Raw genomic sequence first — 15,483 nt, 5'->3', positions numbered from 1 at the left:
ACCTGCACTGCCCACCCCTCGCCGTCGCCACCGCCGCCGACCTCGCCGCCTCCACCCTCAACCCCTCCCTCGACTCCTGGGACCAGGCCCCCACCGCCTCCGCCCTCGAAACCCTCGTCACCCAAGCCCTCGCCCGCCACACCGGCACCGCCGACGCCCTCATCACCAGCGGCGGCACCGAGTCCAACCAGCTCGCCCTGCTCCTCGCCCGCGAACGCCACGGCGCCGGCCTGCGCCTGATCACCGGAGCCAACGCCCACCACTCCCTGCCCCGCGCCGCCTGGCTGCTCGGCCTGCCCGACCCCGTCACCGTCCCCGCACCCGGCGGCACCCTCGACCCCGCCGCCCTCGACGAAGCCCTCACCCACATCCCCGGCCCCCACCTCGTCGCCGCCACCGCAGGCACCACCGACGCCGGCCTCATCGACCCCCTCCCCGACATCGCCGCCCGCTGCACCGCCCACGGCGCCCGCCTCCACATCGACGCCGCCTACGGAGGCGGCCTCCTCTTCAGCGACCGCCACCGCGACCGCCTCACCGGCCTGAACGCCGCCCACACCATCACCCTCGACCTGCACAAACTCGGCTGGCAACCCGTCCCCGCCGGCATCCTCGCCGTCCGCGACCCAGCCGACCTCACCGCCCTCGACCAGCGCGCCGACTACCTCAACGCCGACGACGACACCGACGCCGGCCTCCCCGACCTCCTCGGCCGCTCCCTGCACACCACCCGCCGCCCCGACGCCCTCAAAATCGCCGCCACCCTCACCACCCTCGGCCGCCGAGGCATCGGCCACCTCGTCGACACCGTCCTCGACCTCGCACAAGAACTCGCCGCCCTCATCAAGGACCACCCCCACCTCGACCTCTACGACACCCCCACCCTCAGCACCGTCCTCTTCCGCCCCACCGGCGCCCCCGACGAGGCCGTCGCCACCCTGCGCCGCACCCTCCTCCACCACGGCCACGCCGTCCTCGGCCGCGCCCGCCTCGACGGCCGGCTCTGGCTCAAAGCCACCCTCCTCAACCCCCACACCAGCACCGGCGACCTGGCCACCCTCCTCACCCACGTCCAGGCCGCACTCCCGGAAGGAACCACCCCCCGATGACCCCGCCCCCAACCCCCCGACACCCCCCGCGACCTCGTCGGCATCGGCATCGGCCCCAGCAACCTCTCCCTCGCCGCCCTCGCCCAGCCCCTCACCGAACTCGACACCGCCTTCTACGAACAACGCCCCGGCTTCCACTGGCACCCCGGACTGCTCCTCGACGGCACCACACTCCAAGTGCCCTTCCTCGCCGACCTCGTCACCCTCGTCGACCCCACCAGCCGCTGGACCTTCCTCAACCACCTCAAAGCCCGCGACCGGCTCTACCCCTTCTACTTCGCCGAGCGCTTCCACATCCCCCGCGCCGAATACGACGCCTACTGCCGCTGGGTCGCGGCGAACCTCCCCGCACTGCACTTCCGCCACCAGGTCGACGCCGTGCGCTGGAACCCCGAACGCGACATCTTCGAAGTCGACTACACCCAGCTCGACGCCGACGGAGAAGCCGAAGCCCTCGGCCGCACCCACACCCGCAACATCGTCATCGGCATCGGCACCGAACCCCACATCCCCGAACCGCTCAAACCCCTCGCCGACGCCCCCGGCGTCCCCGTCGTCCACGCCGCCGACTACCTCGACCACCGCGAACAACTCCTCACCGCCGGGCACATCACCGTCGTCGGATCAGGACAATCCGGCGCCGAGATCTTCCTCGACCTGCTCCGCCACCGCCCCGCCGGCCACGAACGCCTCACCTGGATCGGCCGCACCGACGCGTTCGCGCCCATGGAGTACTCCAAGCTCGGCCTGGAACACTTCACCCCCGACTACACCCGCTACTTCCACGCCCTCGCCGAACCCGTCCGCGACCAGCTCGTCACCGCACAGTGGCAACTCCACAAAGGCATCAGCGCCGACACCCTCGCCGCCATCCACGACGAGCTCTACCACCGCACCCTGCACGGCGGCTGGCCCGACACCGTCCTCACCCCCGGCGTCCGCGTCCGCACCGCCGGCCGCCTCGCCACCACCAAAGTCGAACTCCACCTCGAACACATCCAGCAAGGCACCCGCACCCGCCTCACCACCGACGCCGTCGTCCTCGCCACCGGCTACCACGAACGCCCCCTGACCCACCTGCTCGCCGGACTCGACCCCTACCTGCGCCGCGACACCAGCGACCGCCCCCGCATCGACGAGCACTACCGCCTCGTCCTCGACCCCTCCGTCACCGGCACCGTCTACGTACAGAACGCCGAACGCCACACCCACGGCGTCGGCGCCCCCGACCTAGGCCTCGCCGCCTGGCGCAGCGCCACCATCCTCAACACCCTCACCGGCAAAGAGACCTACCCCCTGCCCACCCGCACCGCCTTCACCACATTCGGCCTCCAGCCCACCGACCGCGTACCCCCCGGCCGCCGCCCCCACGAGCACCTCACGCCACTCGTCCAGGAACACTGAAACCCGGGCCCCGAACCACACAAAAAAGCCGGCGGAGCGGCAGCGACGGCCAGGACCACCATGGCCCGAACCACCGCCCACCGCTCCGCCGGCAGCAGCCTCCACCAGGTCAGAACACCGGCACACCGTTACGCGTCAGCTTCCAGTCCACCGACGCGAAGTCCTTCGGATCCAGCACACCCTTCGCCGTCACCCACTCCGCGATCCGCGTCCGGATCTCCGTCGACTCCGACCACAACTCCTTCGCCGACGCCACGAACGGGAACGCACCGCCACCGTTCGCCCGGTAGTTGTTCACCGCCAGCACGAACTGCTGCGCATCATCCAGCGGAGCCCCATTGAACGTCAGGTTCCTGATCCGCGACCCGGCCGGCTGCGCCACGTCGATGTCGTACACCAGACCCGACACATAGTCGTAGTTGTAGTCCGGACGCCCGTTCGCGTTCGTCAGCTTCTCCACATCGACCACCACGTCCGGCGCCGTCTGCACGAAGTACTCCGCCGAATACTCCAGGTACGCCCGCACCTGCGCACCCGTCATCAACTTCGCCACCAGCGTGTTGTCGTATATGTACAGGCTCGACAGATCCCGGATCGTCACCTCACCCGCGGGGATCTCCGACGTCCGCGAGAACGGCGACGCCTGCGCGATCACCGGCAGCGACGCGTACTCCGTCCCCGCCAGCGCCGCCCTGACCACGTCCTCCTGCACCTTCGTGATCAGGTCGATGATCGGCGCGTCCTTGTACCGCGCCTCCACCGTCGTCAGCGTCTGCGTCGCCGTGCCGACCACCTGATTGACATACGCCACCACCTTCGCGTGCTGCTCCGACAGCAACCTCGTGATCTTCGGGTCGTCCGCCACGGAGCGCGAGTCACGCAGCGACGCCGCCACCGACTCCACCTCCCAGCAACCCCGCCGGAACACCAGCTCGACATCGAACACCGTCAGCCGCTCCGCGTAACACAACGGCTCCGACAGCACGACCGTCTTCCCCGACTGCTCGTTGACGACCCTCAGCTCCGGGATCTCCACATGCGCGTGCCCCACCAGAATCGCGTCGATCCCCGGCACCCGCCGCGCCACGTTCGCCGCCGCGTTCTCCACATACGGCACCTGGTCACCGTACGACGACGTCCCCGACGTACCCGAGTGCGCCGACACGATCACCACGTCCGCACCCATCGACCTGAGCTTCGGCACCCACTTCGCCGCCTGCTCCTCCAGCCCCGGGAACGCCAACTTGCCCTGCACATACGCCTTGTCCCAGATCGCGATGCCCGGGTTGGTCAGACCCAGCACCGCCACCTTCACCGGGCGCGCGCCCCGCACCCGGAGCGTCTTCATCACGTACGGAGGAAACGCCGGCCGCAGCGTCCTTGCGTCCACCGCGTTCGCACCCAGCAGCGGAAAGTCCAGCTGCTCCTCGAACTTCCGCAGCGTCTCGATGCCGTAGTTGAACTCGTGGTTCCCCAGCGCCGCCGCGTCATACCCGATCGCGTTCATCGCCGCCGCCATCGGATGCACCGGACCACCCTGCGCGGTGATCGGATCCACCTTCGCGAAGTAGTACGTCAGCGGCGTGCCCTGGATCGTGTCACCCGCGTCCAGCAGCAGCGTGTTCTCCCGGCCCCGCTCGGCCCGGATCTGGTTCACCAGCGTCGAGACACGCGCCAGACCCTGCGCGTTGCCCGCCTTGTCGGAGTACTCCGCGTCCTTGAAGTAGTCCCAGTTGAAGACATGCCCGTGCAGATCCGTCGTCCCCATGACGGTCAGCGAGTACCGCTTCTCGCCGGGCTGCGCCGCGGGCGCCGCCTGCGCGGCCGGAGCCGCCACCGCGCTCGCCACGGCCACCCCCGCCCCGGTCGCGGCCGACTTCTCCAGAAACGTGCGGCGGTTCAACGCCATGGTCTGCCTCTCCTCACGGGAAAACGACGCGCGTAGACGACGCGCTCGGGTAACGCGCGTAGATTCTGACCCGCACATGACGGACCACAACAGGCCCCGAAGGTTTCGATCTGGTGACCACACCTGCGACAGTGACCATATGACGCCCCCTCCGGAACCCACCGCCCTCCCCTACGGCACCCCCGACGCACCCCGAATCGCCGTCCGCGGCGAAGCCCACCTCGAAGTCGACCCCGAAATCGCCCGCATCGGCATCACCGTCACCGCCCGCGGCAAAGACCGCCGCACCACCCTCGACGACCTCACCCGCCGCAACACCACCGTCCTCGACCTCGTCAAGTCCTACGGCGACGCCGTCGAACACCTCGAAACCGGCGCCCTCACCCTCACCCCCCAACTCGACCACAAAGGCCGCGGCGAACGCGTCCGCACCTACCACGGCGCCATCCACCTCACCGCCGAACTCACCGACTTCACCGCACTGGGCGAACTCACCACCCGACTGGCCGACTTGGACCTCACCCGCGTCGACGGCCCCTGGTGGTCCCTGCGCCCCGACTCGCCCACCCACCGCACCGCACGCCGGCAAGCCGTCCAAGCCGCCGTCCAGCGCGCCCGCGAATACGCCGACGCACTCGGCACCACCCTCGCCGCCCTCGTCGAACTCGCCGACATCGGCGCCGAAAGCCCCACACCGCCCTACCCCCCGGCACCCGGCCGCGCCCGCTCCATGGCCTACGCCGGCCCCGCCGAACCCGGCGCCGCCGCCCCACCACTCGACCTCGAACCCCAGCGCCAGCACGTCCGCGCCCAGATCAACGCACGCTTCACGATGGTCCCGCCCCGCCTCTGATTCCGGTATTCGAAAAAGCGACCGGGGTAACCCGAAAGAACGACACCGAAATGCTCATCAGAGCGGCCCGGCGCACAATTCAACACTTGTCAATAGCGCTTCACCCAAAGGTTGTTGAGTAGTCACGCCCCACCAATTCTCTACCCGCCGGTAAGTCATAGGCTCGAACCATGCGCCGAGCAAAGATCGTCTGCACCCTGGGCCCCGCCACCGACACATACGACCAGATCAAAGCCCTGGTCGACGCCGGAATGGACGTCGCCCGCTTCAACCTCAGCCACGGCGGCCACGCCGAACACGAGGAGCGCTACCACCACGTCCGCAAGGCCGCCGACGAAACCGGCCGCAGCGTCGGCATCCTCGCCGACCTTCAGGGCCCGAAGATCCGCCTCGGCCGCTTCACCGAAGGACCCGTACTCCTTGAACGCGGCGACACCTTCACCATCACCGTCGAAGACGGCGCCGAAGGCAACCACGACCAGTGCGGCACCACCTACAGCGGCCTCGCCGACGACGTCACCCCCGGCGAACGCATCCTCGTCGACGACGGCAAAGTCTGCTTGGAGGTCACCGAGGTGGACGGCCCCCGCGTCCACACCCGCGTACTCGAAGGCGGCATGGTCTCCGACCACAAAGGCCTCAACCTCCCCGGCGTCGCCGTCTCCGTCCCCGCCCTCTCCAAAAAGGACGAAGACGACCTCCGCTGGGCCCTGCGCACCGGCTTCGACGTCATCGCCCTGTCCTTCGTCCGCTCCGGCAGGGACATCCTCGACGTCCACCGCATCATGGACGAAGAAGGCCGCCGCCTGCCCGTGATCGCCAAGGTCGAAAAACCCCAGGCAGTCGAATCCATCGACGACATCGTCGCCGCCTTCGACGGCATCATGGTCGCCCGCGGCGACCTCGGCGTCGAAATGCCCCTCGAACAGGTCCCCATCGTCCAGAAGCGCGCGATCAAACTCGCCAAGCGCAACGCCAAGCCGGTCATCGTCGCGACACAGATGCTCGACTCCATGATCGAGAACTCCCGCCCCACCCGTGCCGAGGCCAGCGACGTCGCCAACGCCGTCATCGACGGCACGGACGCGGTCATGCTCTCCGGCGAGACCAGCGTCGGCAAACACGCCATCGAGACGGTCCGGACCATGGCCAAGATCGTCGCCGCGGCGGAGGAGGACATGCTGGCCAAGGGCCTCCCGCCGCTCACCGACCGCAACAAGCCCCGCACCCAGGGCGGCGCGGTCGCCCGAGCGGCGGCCGAGATGGGCGACTTCCTCGGCGCGAAGTTCCTCGTCGCGTTCACGCAATCGGGCGACACGGCGCGTCGCCTCTCCCGCTACCGCTCACCCATCCCGGTCCTGGCCTTCACCCCGGACCCGGCGACCCGCTCCCAGCTCAGCCTCTCGTGGGGCGTAGAGACGTTCCTCGGCCCCCACGTCGACTCCACGGACGCGATGGTCGACCAGGTGGACGAACTGCTGCTGAAGTACGGCCGCTGCGAGAAGGGCGACGTGGTGGTCATCACGGCCGGCTCCCCGCCCGGCGTCTCGGGCTCGACCAACCTGGTCCGGGTCCACCACATCGGGGAGGACGACAGCCCGAAGTAGGCGGTCAGTGCTTGGGACCGACGTGGGCGTCGAGGAGCGCGACGGAGGCGTTCCTTGCAACGGAGATGTTGTAGGCCGCGCCTTGCCGGGTGCAGTGGGTCCACTCGACGCCGAGCCTGTCGAGGGTGTCGGTGTAGAGCTGCCTGATGTCGTCGGACTTGTCGGTGAAGAAGTAGCGCGGGTATTCGTACCGCTTGCGCTCCCCGCCGACGATCCGGGTCGTCCAGTTGGTGATCCGACACCCGTCGGAGTGGATGAGGCCCCGGACGAAGTCCCAGGGGTGAGCGTCGACGATGGCTTGCTGCCAGGGCTCAAGAGCGATCTCGCGCTCATGCTTCCTGCCGGGTCCGTGCTGGGGGAAGAGGCAGGGCCAGTGGCTGCTGTAGGACTTCACGTCGACGCAGCCGGCGCGGGCCAGTCTGCTGATGCTGGGATCGGGCATTACGCGGCGTAACGCATTCTCGGCTGCGTCAACCAGCCCTGGCCACGAGGCAGAGCATGTAGTCATCAGATAGTGCTGGCGCGGCTTGGAGATGATGTAGCCATCACCCAAATAGAGCCCCAGTAAGCAGGCATACGAGGCTTCGTCTACCGGGGTGGCTGGCGCGTCCTGGCAACGGATGCAAGGCGGCGTGCGCCGAAGAGGTTCGATTCGGGTTAGCCACTGTGTGATCGCGTGACGAGAGATGCCCATTTCTTTACTGAACGAGTTGAGGCTGCGCCCCTGGGCCACCAGGGCCAGTGCTCGCTTGCGCGTGCCCATGTCGTACGTGTGAACACTGTGCGCGACTGGGCTATGGAGCGTGCAGCAAAAAGCGGAAGATCACGCGAACGTGATCCTCCGCTAATGTCGTTAACCTTCAGAACGAAGGAAAAGTACCCCGGGTCGGATTCGAACCGACGCTGGATGGTGTTTGAGACCATTGCCTCTACCGCTGGGCTACCGGGGCTCCCTTTGAAAGCAAGGTCGACGGTCACCCGCCGTGCACCCACCTTACCGCAGCTAGGTAGGCTCTTGTCAGCAGTACCTGCCTGCCCCGGAACAAGGAGCGCCCCCGTGACCGCCGAGTCGCCCCAGCCCGCTGACGTGACCGACGACGACAAGTCGCACGTGCCTCCGCTCACGACCCGTGTCGTCATCGCCGAGGACGAGGCCCTGATCCGGCTGGACCTCAAAGAGATGCTGGAGGAGGAGGGCTACTCCGTCGTCGGCGAGGCCGGTGACGGCGAGCAGGCGATCGAGCTCGCCCGCGAGCACAAGCCGGACCTCGTGATCCTGGACGTGAAGATGCCGAAGCTCGACGGCATCTCGGCGGCGGAGAAGATCGCCGAGGAGCGCATCGCCCCGGTGCTGATGCTGACCGCGTTCTCGCAGCGTGACCTGGTGGAGCGGGCGAGGGACGCCGGTGCGATGGCGTACCTGGTGAAGCCGTTCTCCAAGAGTGACGTCGTCCCGGCGATCGAGATGGCCGTCTCGCGTTTCACGGAGCTGAAGACGCTGGAGAAGGAGGTCGCTGACCTCACGCTGCGTCTGGAGACGCGCAAGCTGGTGGACCGGGCGAAGTCGATTCTCCAGACGGAGTACGGGCTGACGGAGCCGGCGGCGTTCCGGTGGATCCAGAAGACGTCGATGGACCGCCGTATGTCGATGCAGCAGGTCGCGGAGGCGGTCATTCAGGACGCCGAGGAGAAGAAGGCCGCGAAGGGCTGAGCCCGAGCGCGCTTGAGGCCCGCGTCCCCTGGAAAGGGGGCGCGGGCCTCAGCTGTGTCCGTGACCTCAGTCCTCGCCGAGGTAGGCCTTGCGGACGGACTCGTCGTGGAGGAGGTCGCGTCCGGTGCCGGACAGGACGATCTTGCCGATTTCCATGACGTGGCCGTGGTCGGCGAGGGAGAGTGCCGCCTGGGCGTTCTGCTCGACGAGCAGGATGGTGGTGCCCTGGGACTTCAGCTCGGCGATGGTGGCCATGATCTTCTGCATCATGATGGGGGAGAGGCCCATGGAGGGCTCGTCCAGCATGAGCAGTTTGGGCTGGGACATCAGTGCCCGCCCCATGGCGAGCATCTGCTGCTCGCCGCCGGAGAGGGTGCCGGCGGCCTGCTTGCGCCTTTCGCCGAGGATGGGGAAGAGGTCGTAGGCGCGCTGGATGTCTTTTTCGATGCCGGGTCGGTCGCTGCGCAGGAAGGCACCGAGGCGGAGGTTGTCCTCGATGGTCATGCGCGGGAAGATGTGCCGCCCTTCGGGGGAGTGGGCGAGCCCGAGGGAGACGATCTGGTGGGCGGGGACCTTCTTGAGCGACTTGCCGTTGAATTTGATCTGGCCGCCGACGGGCTTGAGGAGGCCGGAGAGGGTGCGCAGGGTGGTCGTCTTGCCGGCGCCGTTGGTGCCGATGAGGGTGACGACTTCGCCTGCTTCGACCTTGAACGAGATGCCCTTGACGGCTTCGATCTTGCCGTAGGCGACGCGGAGGTCTTCGACTTCGAGCAGGGTGGTCATCGGTCGTTCTCCTTGCCGGGCGCGGCGTCTTCCTGCACGGCCTGTGCTTCGCCGGCCTGTGCTTCGGCGGCTTCGACCTCGGCGGCTTCTGCTTCGCCGGGGTCGCCTTCGAAGGGTTCGCCGAGGTAGGCGGCGATGACGCGTTCGTCGCCCTGGACGGTGGCGCTGTCGCCTTCGATGAGTTTTTCGCCTTGGACGAGGACGGCGACGCGGTCGCAGAGGTTGAAGATGAACCGCATGTCGTGCTCGATGACGAGGACGGCGATGCCCTGGTCGCGGATGGCGAAGACGAGTTCTTCGGTGGTCCGGGTCTCCTGCGGGTTCATGCCGGCGGTGGGCTCGTCGAGGAGGAGCAGGCCGGGTTCGCTGGCGAGGGCGCGGGCGATTTCGAGCTTGCGCTGTTCGCCGTAGGGGAGGTTGCGGGCGAGGTGGTCGGCCTTGTTCGCGAGGCCGACGAACTCCAGGAGCTCCATGGCGCGTTCGCGGGAGGCCTTCTCGGCTTTGTGGAAGCCGGGGCCGCGCAGGACGGCGGACCAGAAGCCCTCTTTTGTCCTGGTGTGGCGTCCGACGAGGACGTTTTCCAGGACCGTCATGTTGGCGAACAGGCGGATGTTCTGGAAGGTGCGGGCGATGCCGGCCGCGGTGACCTTGAAGGATTTGGGCGGCAGGACGTTGCCCTTGTAGCGGACTTCGCCTTCGGTGGGGACGTACAGGCCGGTGAGGCAGTTGAAGAAGGTGGTTTTTCCGGCGCCGTTGGGGCCGATGAGTCCGACGATCTCGCCGCTGTTGACGGTGAGGTCGACGCCGCGGACGGCGGTGAGGCCGCCGAAGCGCATGGTGACGCCGCGTGCGTCGAGGACGGTGTCGCCGCTGGTGATGGTCTGGGTCGTCATCTTCGGTCAGGCCCCTGTCTTGCTGAGGACTGTGGGCGCTTCGGCCTCTTCGTGGAATTCGAGCTGGCGGCGCCGGTTGGCGACCAGGCCCTCGGGGCGGAAGCGCATCAGCAGGATGAGCGCGACGCCGAAGGCGAAGAGCTGGTAGTCGCCGAGGAACTGCAGCTTGTTGGGGATGAGGTAGAGCAGGGAGGCGCCGATGAGGGGGCCGCCGATGGTGCCCATGCCGCCGAGGACGACTGCGGCGAGCAGGAAGGCGCTGTTGGGCGGGATGGGTCCGGCGAACTGGTACTGCTCGGGGGTGACGGTGTAGGTGACGTGGGCCTGGACGGTGCCGGCGAGGCCGGCGAGGGAGGCGCCGACGGCGAAGGCGATGAGTTTGACGCGGAAGCCGTTGATGCCCATGGCGAGGGCGGCGGTCTCGTCTTCGCGGATGGCGACCCAGGCGCGGCCGATGCGGGAGTCGCCGCTGCGTCGGAAGACGAGGACGACGATGGCCGTGATGACCAGCATCAGCAGGAAGTAGTTGGCGAAGCGGCCGATGGTGAAGCCGGCGATGGTGTGTTCGGCGCCGAGGTCCCAGCCGAGGATGTTCAGGTTGGGGATGGAGGAGATGCCGTTGGAGCCGTTGGTGACGTCGGGTCCGGAGGTTCCGTCGAGGTTGTTGACGGTGATGCGGAAGATCTCTCCGAAGCCGAGGGTGACGATGGCGAGGTAGTCGCCGCGCAGTCGCAGGGTGGGGGCGCCGATGAGGACGCCGAACACGAGGGAGGCGGCGGCGCCGACGAGGACGGCTGCCCAGAAGGGGAAGTGGACGTCGAAGGGGGAGCTGGGGGAGCCGGAGACGAGGGCCGCGGCGTAGGCGCCGACGCCGAGGAAGGCGACGTAGCCGAGGTCGAGGAGTCCGGCGAGGCCGACGACGATGTTCAGGCCGAGGGCGACGGTGGCGAAGATGAGGATGTAGACGCCGAGGGTCGCGTACTGGTCGTCGGTCTGGGTGAAGGGGAAGAGGGCGGCGGTGACGAAGGCGCCGCACATGGTGATGTTCTGGTGTCGTGCGGTGATCTGGGAGGCGTGGGCGACGAGGCCGGCCTTGGCGAGGGCGGCGAAGCCGAAGCCTGCGGTGATGAGGAAGCCGATGAAGAGTTCGTCGTATTCGGTGCCGATGCCGTAGGTGAAGACGATGAGGGCGACGGCGAGGACGGCGACGATGACGAGGATCTCGGCGTAGGCGGGGAGTTTGGGTGCGGGGCGGGCGGTGCCTCCGGTGAAGGCGGCCTTGAGGGTGGCCCGGCCGTGTGCGGCGCGGTTCTTGAAGTGTTCCCAGCTGTTGTCGTCGGGGTCGATGGGGTCGGGTTCGGGCCGCTGGAAGGGCAGCGCGAGGGCGCCGATGAGGGCGACGAGGCTGGTGGCGGCGACGATGTAGCCGCCGGGTTCGAGGTTGACGACGCCGCCGAGTTCGACGCTGATGGCGATGACGGTGTACCAGGCGGTGGCGAAGGTGGCGAGGGCCGCGAACTTCAGGGCGGCGTCGGCGCCGGCGGGGACGAGCCAGCGCAGGTACTTGAGGTCGTAGGAGGCGACGGCGAGGACGGTGGTGAGGATGGCGCCGATGAGGACGAGGACCTGCAGGCCGCCGGGGTAGCCGTAGACGGTGAGGTCGCCGGGGAAGTCTGTGGTCCAGGTCCAGGCGAGGAAGGTGGAGGCGATGGTGAGGGCGGCGCCGGCGGTGGCGAGGGCGCGGCCGAGGGTGGCGGGGATGCCGATGAGGCCGGCCGGGGTTCCGGCGGTGGGGGTGCTGGGGGTTTCGGGTGCGGTGGTCTGTGTGGTCATCGGTGTCACGCCCTGTCCGCGACGCGCTCGCCGAGCAGGCCCTGGGGCCTGAGCAGCAGAACAAGGATGAGGAGTACGAAGGCCCAGACGTCGGCCCAGGACTGGCTGCCGAACTTGTCCATGCCGGGGAGGTCGGAGATGTAGGCGGCGGCGAGGGTTTCGGCGACGCCGAGGACGACGCCGCCGATCATGGCGCCGTAGATGTTGCCGATGCCTCCGAGGACGGCTGCGGTGAAGGCTTTGAGGCCGAGGATGAAGCCCATCTTGAAGTCGATCTGACCGTATTTGAGGCCGTTTGCGACTCCGGCGACGGCGGCGAAGGCGGCACCGAGGGCGAACGCGATCACGATGATGCGGTCGGTGTTGATGCCCATGAGCTTGGCGGTGTCGGGGTCCTGGGCGGTGGCCTGCATGCCGCGGCCGGTGCGGGTCTTCATGACGAAGTAGGCGAGGATCGCCATGCTGAGGGGGGCGGCGATGATGAGGAAGATGTCGCCGGTCTGGATGGTGACGCTTCCGATGTGGAAGGGTCCGCCTTCGATCTGGGGGAAGGTGCGGGCGGACTTGGCCTCGGGGTACCAGGCCCAGACGGCCTGCTGCAGCGCGAGGGAGAGGCCGATGGCGGTGATGAGAGGCGCCAGTCGGGGGGCGGTGCGCAGGGGCCGGTAGGCGAATCGTTCCGCTGCGACGGCGACGAGGACGGCGACGATGATGCCGCCGATGAGCATGAGGGGGAGGGCTATCCACATGCTGGTGCCGTCGGGCAGGACGTAGGCGTAGACCGTGAGGGCGCCGAAGGCGCCGGTCATGAAGATCTCGCCGTGGGCGAAGTTGATGAGCTGGACGATGCCATAGACCATCGTGTAGCCGATGGCGACCAGCCCGTACATGGATCCCAGTAGCAGGCCGTTGACCAGCTGCTGCGGCAGTTCGTTCACCGCATGTCCTCCGAGACGTTCGGATGTTAGACGGATGTGCCGGATGTCCGGATGTGAGTGCGCGCGGGGCGCCAAGTGGAACAGCGCCCCGCGCGGCTCATGTGTGGTGCGGGTGGGGTTGTGGGTCAGCCACCGTTGTAGGTACCGGACTCCACGGTCTTCCAGGTCCCGTTCTCGACGGCGTAGACGGTGAGCTGCTTGTTGGTGGTGTCGCCGTACTGGTCGAAGGAGACCTTGCCGGTCACTCCGTCGAAGGAGACGTTCTGCATGGCCTCGGTGATCTTGGCGCGGGCGTCGTCGGGGAGCTTGCCGTTGTTGTCGGCGACGACCTTCTTGACGGCCTCGATGATGGCCTGGGCGGAGTCGTAGGCGTAGCCGCCGTACGCGCCGTAGGCGTCCTTGTAGCCGCCGGCCTTGTAGTTGTCCAGGAACTGCTTGGCCGAGGGGAGTTCGTCGAGGGGGGCGCCGACGGAGGTGGCGAGGTCGCCGTTGCTGGCGGGGCCGGCGAGCTTGACGTAGGTCGGGTCGTACAGGGCGTCGCCGCCGACGACGGGGATCTTGGCACCGGCGGCCTTGATCTGCTTGCTGAGCGGGCCGGCCTGGGGGTACTCGCCGCCGTAGTAGACGACGTCGGCGCCGGAGTTCTTGACCTTGGTGGCGACCGCGGAGAAGTCCTTGGCGTCGGGGTTGATGTGCTCGGTGCCCGCGACGGTGCCGCCGAGCTTCTTGAACTCGGTGGTGAAGGTGCCCGCGAGGCCGGCGCCGTAGGTCTTCTTGTCGTCGATGACGAAGACCTTCTTCTTCTTGGCCTTGTTGAAGACGTACTGGGCGGCGAACGGGCCCTGGACGGCGTCCGTGGTCGCGGTGCGGAAGTACGACTTGTAGGTGCGGGTCTTGCTGGTGGCCCAGTTGGTGCCCTGGGTGAGGGCCGGGTTGGTGTTGGCCGGGGAGATCTCGACCAGCTTGGCGTCGTCGAAGACCTTCTGCATGGACTCGGCGACGGAGGAGTTCAGCGGGCCGACCACGCCGAGGACGTCCTTGTTGGCGACGAGCTTGGTGGCGTTCTGCTGGCCGGAGGAGGGCTGGGCCTGGTCGTCCAGGGCCTGCATCTCGAAGGTGATGCCGTCGACGGCCTTGTTCTTGTTGGCCTGCTTGACGGCGAGGTCGACGGAGTTCTTGATGCCGAGGCCGATCGCGGACAGGTCGCCCGTGAGGGGGGCGTCTACGCCGATGACGACCTTGGTGCCGCCGCCGTTTCCGGAGTCCGAGCCACCGTCCTTGTCACGCGAGCCGCAGGCGGTGAGGGTCAGTGCTCCCGCCGCCAGCGCGGCGGTGATGGCGATGAGCGAACGTTGACGCACGATCAGTCCTTTCCCTGGCACAGCCGAATCCCCGTGGAAACGGCTGAGTCGAGCGCTGGGCCGAAGTGGCATTCCGACGGCGCGGTGACTGGCGGTGACTCTAAGCGTGTGTGGGGAACGTGGAGGAGTGTCTGTCCAAGGCTGTGACGCTCTTGTTATGACACGACGTAATGCGGAGCGGTACTGGGTGGGGGGAACAGCGGAATTCAGGCCGATTCGCCCTGTCCGGATTCTGAGAACCCGCAGGACTCGCCGCGATCTGTTCAGGTGTCTCGGCGCTTTTGCTAATGACGGGGAATCGTTGCCATGGGCGACTCATGGGGGTGGCAGGGGGTGGGGCGGGCAAAGATGATCAAGAGGAATGGGTGATCGTTTATTGCGTCCGCATTACGCACCGTTACGGATCAGGAAAAGGAAGCGAGGGTTCCTCGCTGTATTTCCGTATTCCGCGACATGGACGGGGATCGTGATCTTGCGGGGGGAAGCTGCTTCTTTGTCCGTAAAACGGCGAGGCCGCCCGTCCGTTGGGACGGGCGGCCTCGGGCCGCCTCGGGGCGCGCGGCGGTCAGTTCGCCGGGCTCGCCGGGTTCTGCTCGCCGGGGTTGAGGTCACGCAGCAGACAGGTCAGCCGCGCGCTGCACACACGCCGCCCCTGCTCGTCGGAGATGACGATCTCGTACGTCGCCGTCGAGCGGCCCCGGTGCACCGGCGTGGCCACGCCGGTGACCAGGCCGGAGCGCACCCCGCGGTGATGGGTGCAGTTGAGGTCGACACCGACGGCGATCTTGGAGCTGCCGCCGTGCAGCATGGAGCCGACCGAGCCCAGCGTCTCGGCGAGCACGGCCGAGGCGCCGCCGTGCAGCAGGCCGTAGGGCTGGGTGTTGCCCTCGACCGGCATGGTGCCGACGACGCGCTCGGCGGAGGCCTCCAGGATCTGCACGCCCATGCGCGTGCCGAGGTGCCCCGCGGAGAACAGTGCCGGCAGGTCGACGCCGAGCGCGGCGTACTCGTCGATGACCTCCTGCGGGAACTTCACATGCTGCTGCTCGCCCATGGGCCCGGCTCCGTTCGTCGTCGTGACA

General features: G+C 68.0%; 13 protein-coding genes and 1 tRNA gene. 5 read left to right on the top strand and 9 right to left on the bottom strand.

All coding sequences use genetic code 11. The features are described from left to right. Together C3489_RS16200 and C3489_RS16195 are read left to right on the top strand one after the other, a co-directional pair. The coding region (locus tag C3489_RS16200) for an aminotransferase class V-fold PLP-dependent enzyme (RefSeq protein WP_103782527.1) at positions 1 to 1,109 on the top strand (1,109 nt) is incomplete at its 5' end. Positions 1,110 to 1,151: 42 nt separating this feature from the next. Then, positions 1,152 to 2,513 carry a lysine N(6)-hydroxylase/L-ornithine N(5)-oxygenase family protein gene (locus C3489_RS16195; RefSeq protein WP_181139694.1) on the top strand — a complete coding sequence of 454 codons (1,362 nt, stop codon included), beginning with the start codon at positions 1,152 to 1,154 and terminating at the stop codon, positions 2,511 to 2,513. Positions 2,514 to 2,622: 109 nt separating this feature from the next. On the opposite strand, the gene C3489_RS16190 is transcribed toward C3489_RS16195, so the two are convergent. Continuing rightward, positions 2,623 to 4,422, bottom strand: coding sequence for a bifunctional UDP-sugar hydrolase/5'-nucleotidase (locus tag C3489_RS16190; protein WP_103782526.1), 1,800 nt, complete (start codon positions 4,420 to 4,422; stop codon positions 2,623 to 2,625). Positions 4,423 to 4,561: 139 nt separating this feature from the next. Here C3489_RS16190 and C3489_RS16185 point away from each other — a divergent pair, with 139 nt between their 5' ends. Then, complete coding sequence (locus C3489_RS16185) at positions 4,562 to 5,275, top strand: SIMPL domain-containing protein (protein ID WP_103782525.1); 714 nt, start codon at positions 4,562 to 4,564, stop codon at positions 5,273 to 5,275. A 170-nt stretch (positions 5,276 to 5,445) separates the two neighbouring features. Further along, entirely contained in the window at positions 5,446 to 6,882 is a 1,437-nt protein-coding gene (gene pyk, locus C3489_RS16180) for a pyruvate kinase (protein ID WP_103782524.1), read from the top strand. Positions 6,883 to 6,886: 4 nt separating this feature from the next. Here pyk and C3489_RS16175 read toward each other — a convergent pair whose 3' ends face one another. Both C3489_RS16175 and C3489_RS16170 read right to left on the bottom strand, forming a co-directional pair. Then, positions 6,887 to 7,645 carry a helix-turn-helix domain containing protein gene (locus tag C3489_RS16175; RefSeq protein WP_103782523.1) on the bottom strand — a complete coding sequence of 253 codons (759 nt, stop codon included), beginning with the start codon at positions 7,643 to 7,645 and terminating at the stop codon, positions 6,887 to 6,889. A 114-nt stretch (positions 7,646 to 7,759) separates the two neighbouring features. After that, positions 7,760 to 7,832: transfer RNA gene (locus tag C3489_RS16170), tRNA-Leu, on the bottom strand. A 107-nt stretch (positions 7,833 to 7,939) separates the two neighbouring features. Between C3489_RS16170 and C3489_RS16165 the strand changes: the two genes are divergently transcribed. Further along, positions 7,940 to 8,593, top strand: coding sequence for an ANTAR domain-containing response regulator (locus C3489_RS16165; protein ID WP_103782522.1), 654 nt, complete (start codon positions 7,940 to 7,942; stop codon positions 8,591 to 8,593). A 66-nt stretch (positions 8,594 to 8,659) separates the two neighbouring features. Here the strand turns inward: C3489_RS16165 and C3489_RS16160 are convergent, their stop codons facing one another. From C3489_RS16160 to C3489_RS16135, 6 genes are all read right to left on the bottom strand, one after another. Then, positions 8,660 to 9,376, bottom strand: coding sequence for an ABC transporter ATP-binding protein (locus C3489_RS16160; protein WP_103782521.1), 717 nt, complete (start codon positions 9,374 to 9,376; stop codon positions 8,660 to 8,662). Then, a complete protein-coding gene (locus C3489_RS16155) occupies positions 9,373 to 10,269 on the bottom strand; it encodes an ABC transporter ATP-binding protein (protein WP_103782520.1) in 897 nt (298 codons plus the stop codon). The genes C3489_RS16160 and C3489_RS16155 overlap by 4 nt, the downstream gene beginning before the upstream one ends. A gap of 6 nt (positions 10,270 to 10,275) precedes the next feature. Continuing rightward, positions 10,276 to 12,102 carry a branched-chain amino acid ABC transporter permease gene (locus tag C3489_RS16150; RefSeq protein WP_103782519.1) on the bottom strand — a complete coding sequence of 609 codons (1,827 nt, stop codon included), beginning with the start codon at positions 12,100 to 12,102 and terminating at the stop codon, positions 10,276 to 10,278. A 5-nt stretch (positions 12,103 to 12,107) separates the two neighbouring features. Then, positions 12,108 to 13,040 carry a branched-chain amino acid ABC transporter permease gene (locus tag C3489_RS16145; RefSeq protein WP_103782518.1) on the bottom strand — a complete coding sequence of 311 codons (933 nt, stop codon included), beginning with the start codon at positions 13,038 to 13,040 and terminating at the stop codon, positions 12,108 to 12,110. Between the two features lie 125 nt (positions 13,041 to 13,165). Then, on the bottom strand, positions 13,166 to 14,401 hold the full coding sequence (locus C3489_RS16140; protein ID WP_181139690.1) for a branched-chain amino acid ABC transporter substrate-binding protein: 1,236 nt from the start codon (positions 14,399 to 14,401) through the stop codon (positions 13,166 to 13,168). Positions 14,402 to 14,966: 565 nt separating this feature from the next. After that, positions 14,967 to 15,455 carry a hotdog fold thioesterase gene (locus C3489_RS16135; RefSeq protein WP_103782516.1) on the bottom strand — a complete coding sequence of 163 codons (489 nt, stop codon included), beginning with the start codon at positions 15,453 to 15,455 and terminating at the stop codon, positions 14,967 to 14,969. Positions 15,456 to 15,483: the final 28 nt, after the last annotated feature.

The organism is Streptomyces sp. Ru71, assembly GCF_002920535.1.
Lineage (GTDB): Bacteria > Actinomycetota > Actinomycetes > Streptomycetales > Streptomycetaceae > Streptomyces.
The sequence above is the reverse complement of the archived record's forward strand: the minus strand, read 5'-3'. Positions and strand labels throughout refer to the sequence as shown.

What these genes read in the sequence shown, in the direction of transcription:
- C3489_RS16190 (WP_103782526.1), bottom strand. Translation starts at nt 4,422, where the DNA reads ATGGCGTTGAACCGCCGCACGTTTCTGGAGAAGTCGGCCGCGACCGGG.
- C3489_RS16185 (WP_103782525.1), top strand. Translation starts at nt 4,562, where the DNA reads ATGACGCCCCCTCCGGAACCCACCGCCCTCCCCTACGGCACCCCCGAC.
- pyk (WP_103782524.1), top strand. Translation starts at nt 5,446, where the DNA reads ATGCGCCGAGCAAAGATCGTCTGCACCCTGGGCCCCGCCACCGACACA.
- C3489_RS16175 (WP_103782523.1), bottom strand. Translation starts at nt 7,645, where the DNA reads ATGGGCACGCGCAAGCGAGCACTGGCCCTGGTGGCCCAGGGGCGCAGC.
- C3489_RS16160 (WP_103782521.1), bottom strand. Translation starts at nt 9,376, where the DNA reads ATGACCACCCTGCTCGAAGTCGAAGACCTCCGCGTCGCCTACGGCAAG.
- C3489_RS16155 (WP_103782520.1), bottom strand. Translation starts at nt 10,269, where the DNA reads ATGACGACCCAGACCATCACCAGCGGCGACACCGTCCTCGACGCACGC.
- C3489_RS16150 (WP_103782519.1), bottom strand. Translation starts at nt 12,102, where the DNA reads ATGACCACACAGACCACCGCACCCGAAACCCCCAGCACCCCCACCGCC.
- C3489_RS16135 (WP_103782516.1), bottom strand. Translation starts at nt 15,455, where the DNA reads ATGGGCGAGCAGCAGCATGTGAAGTTCCCGCAGGAGGTCATCGACGAG.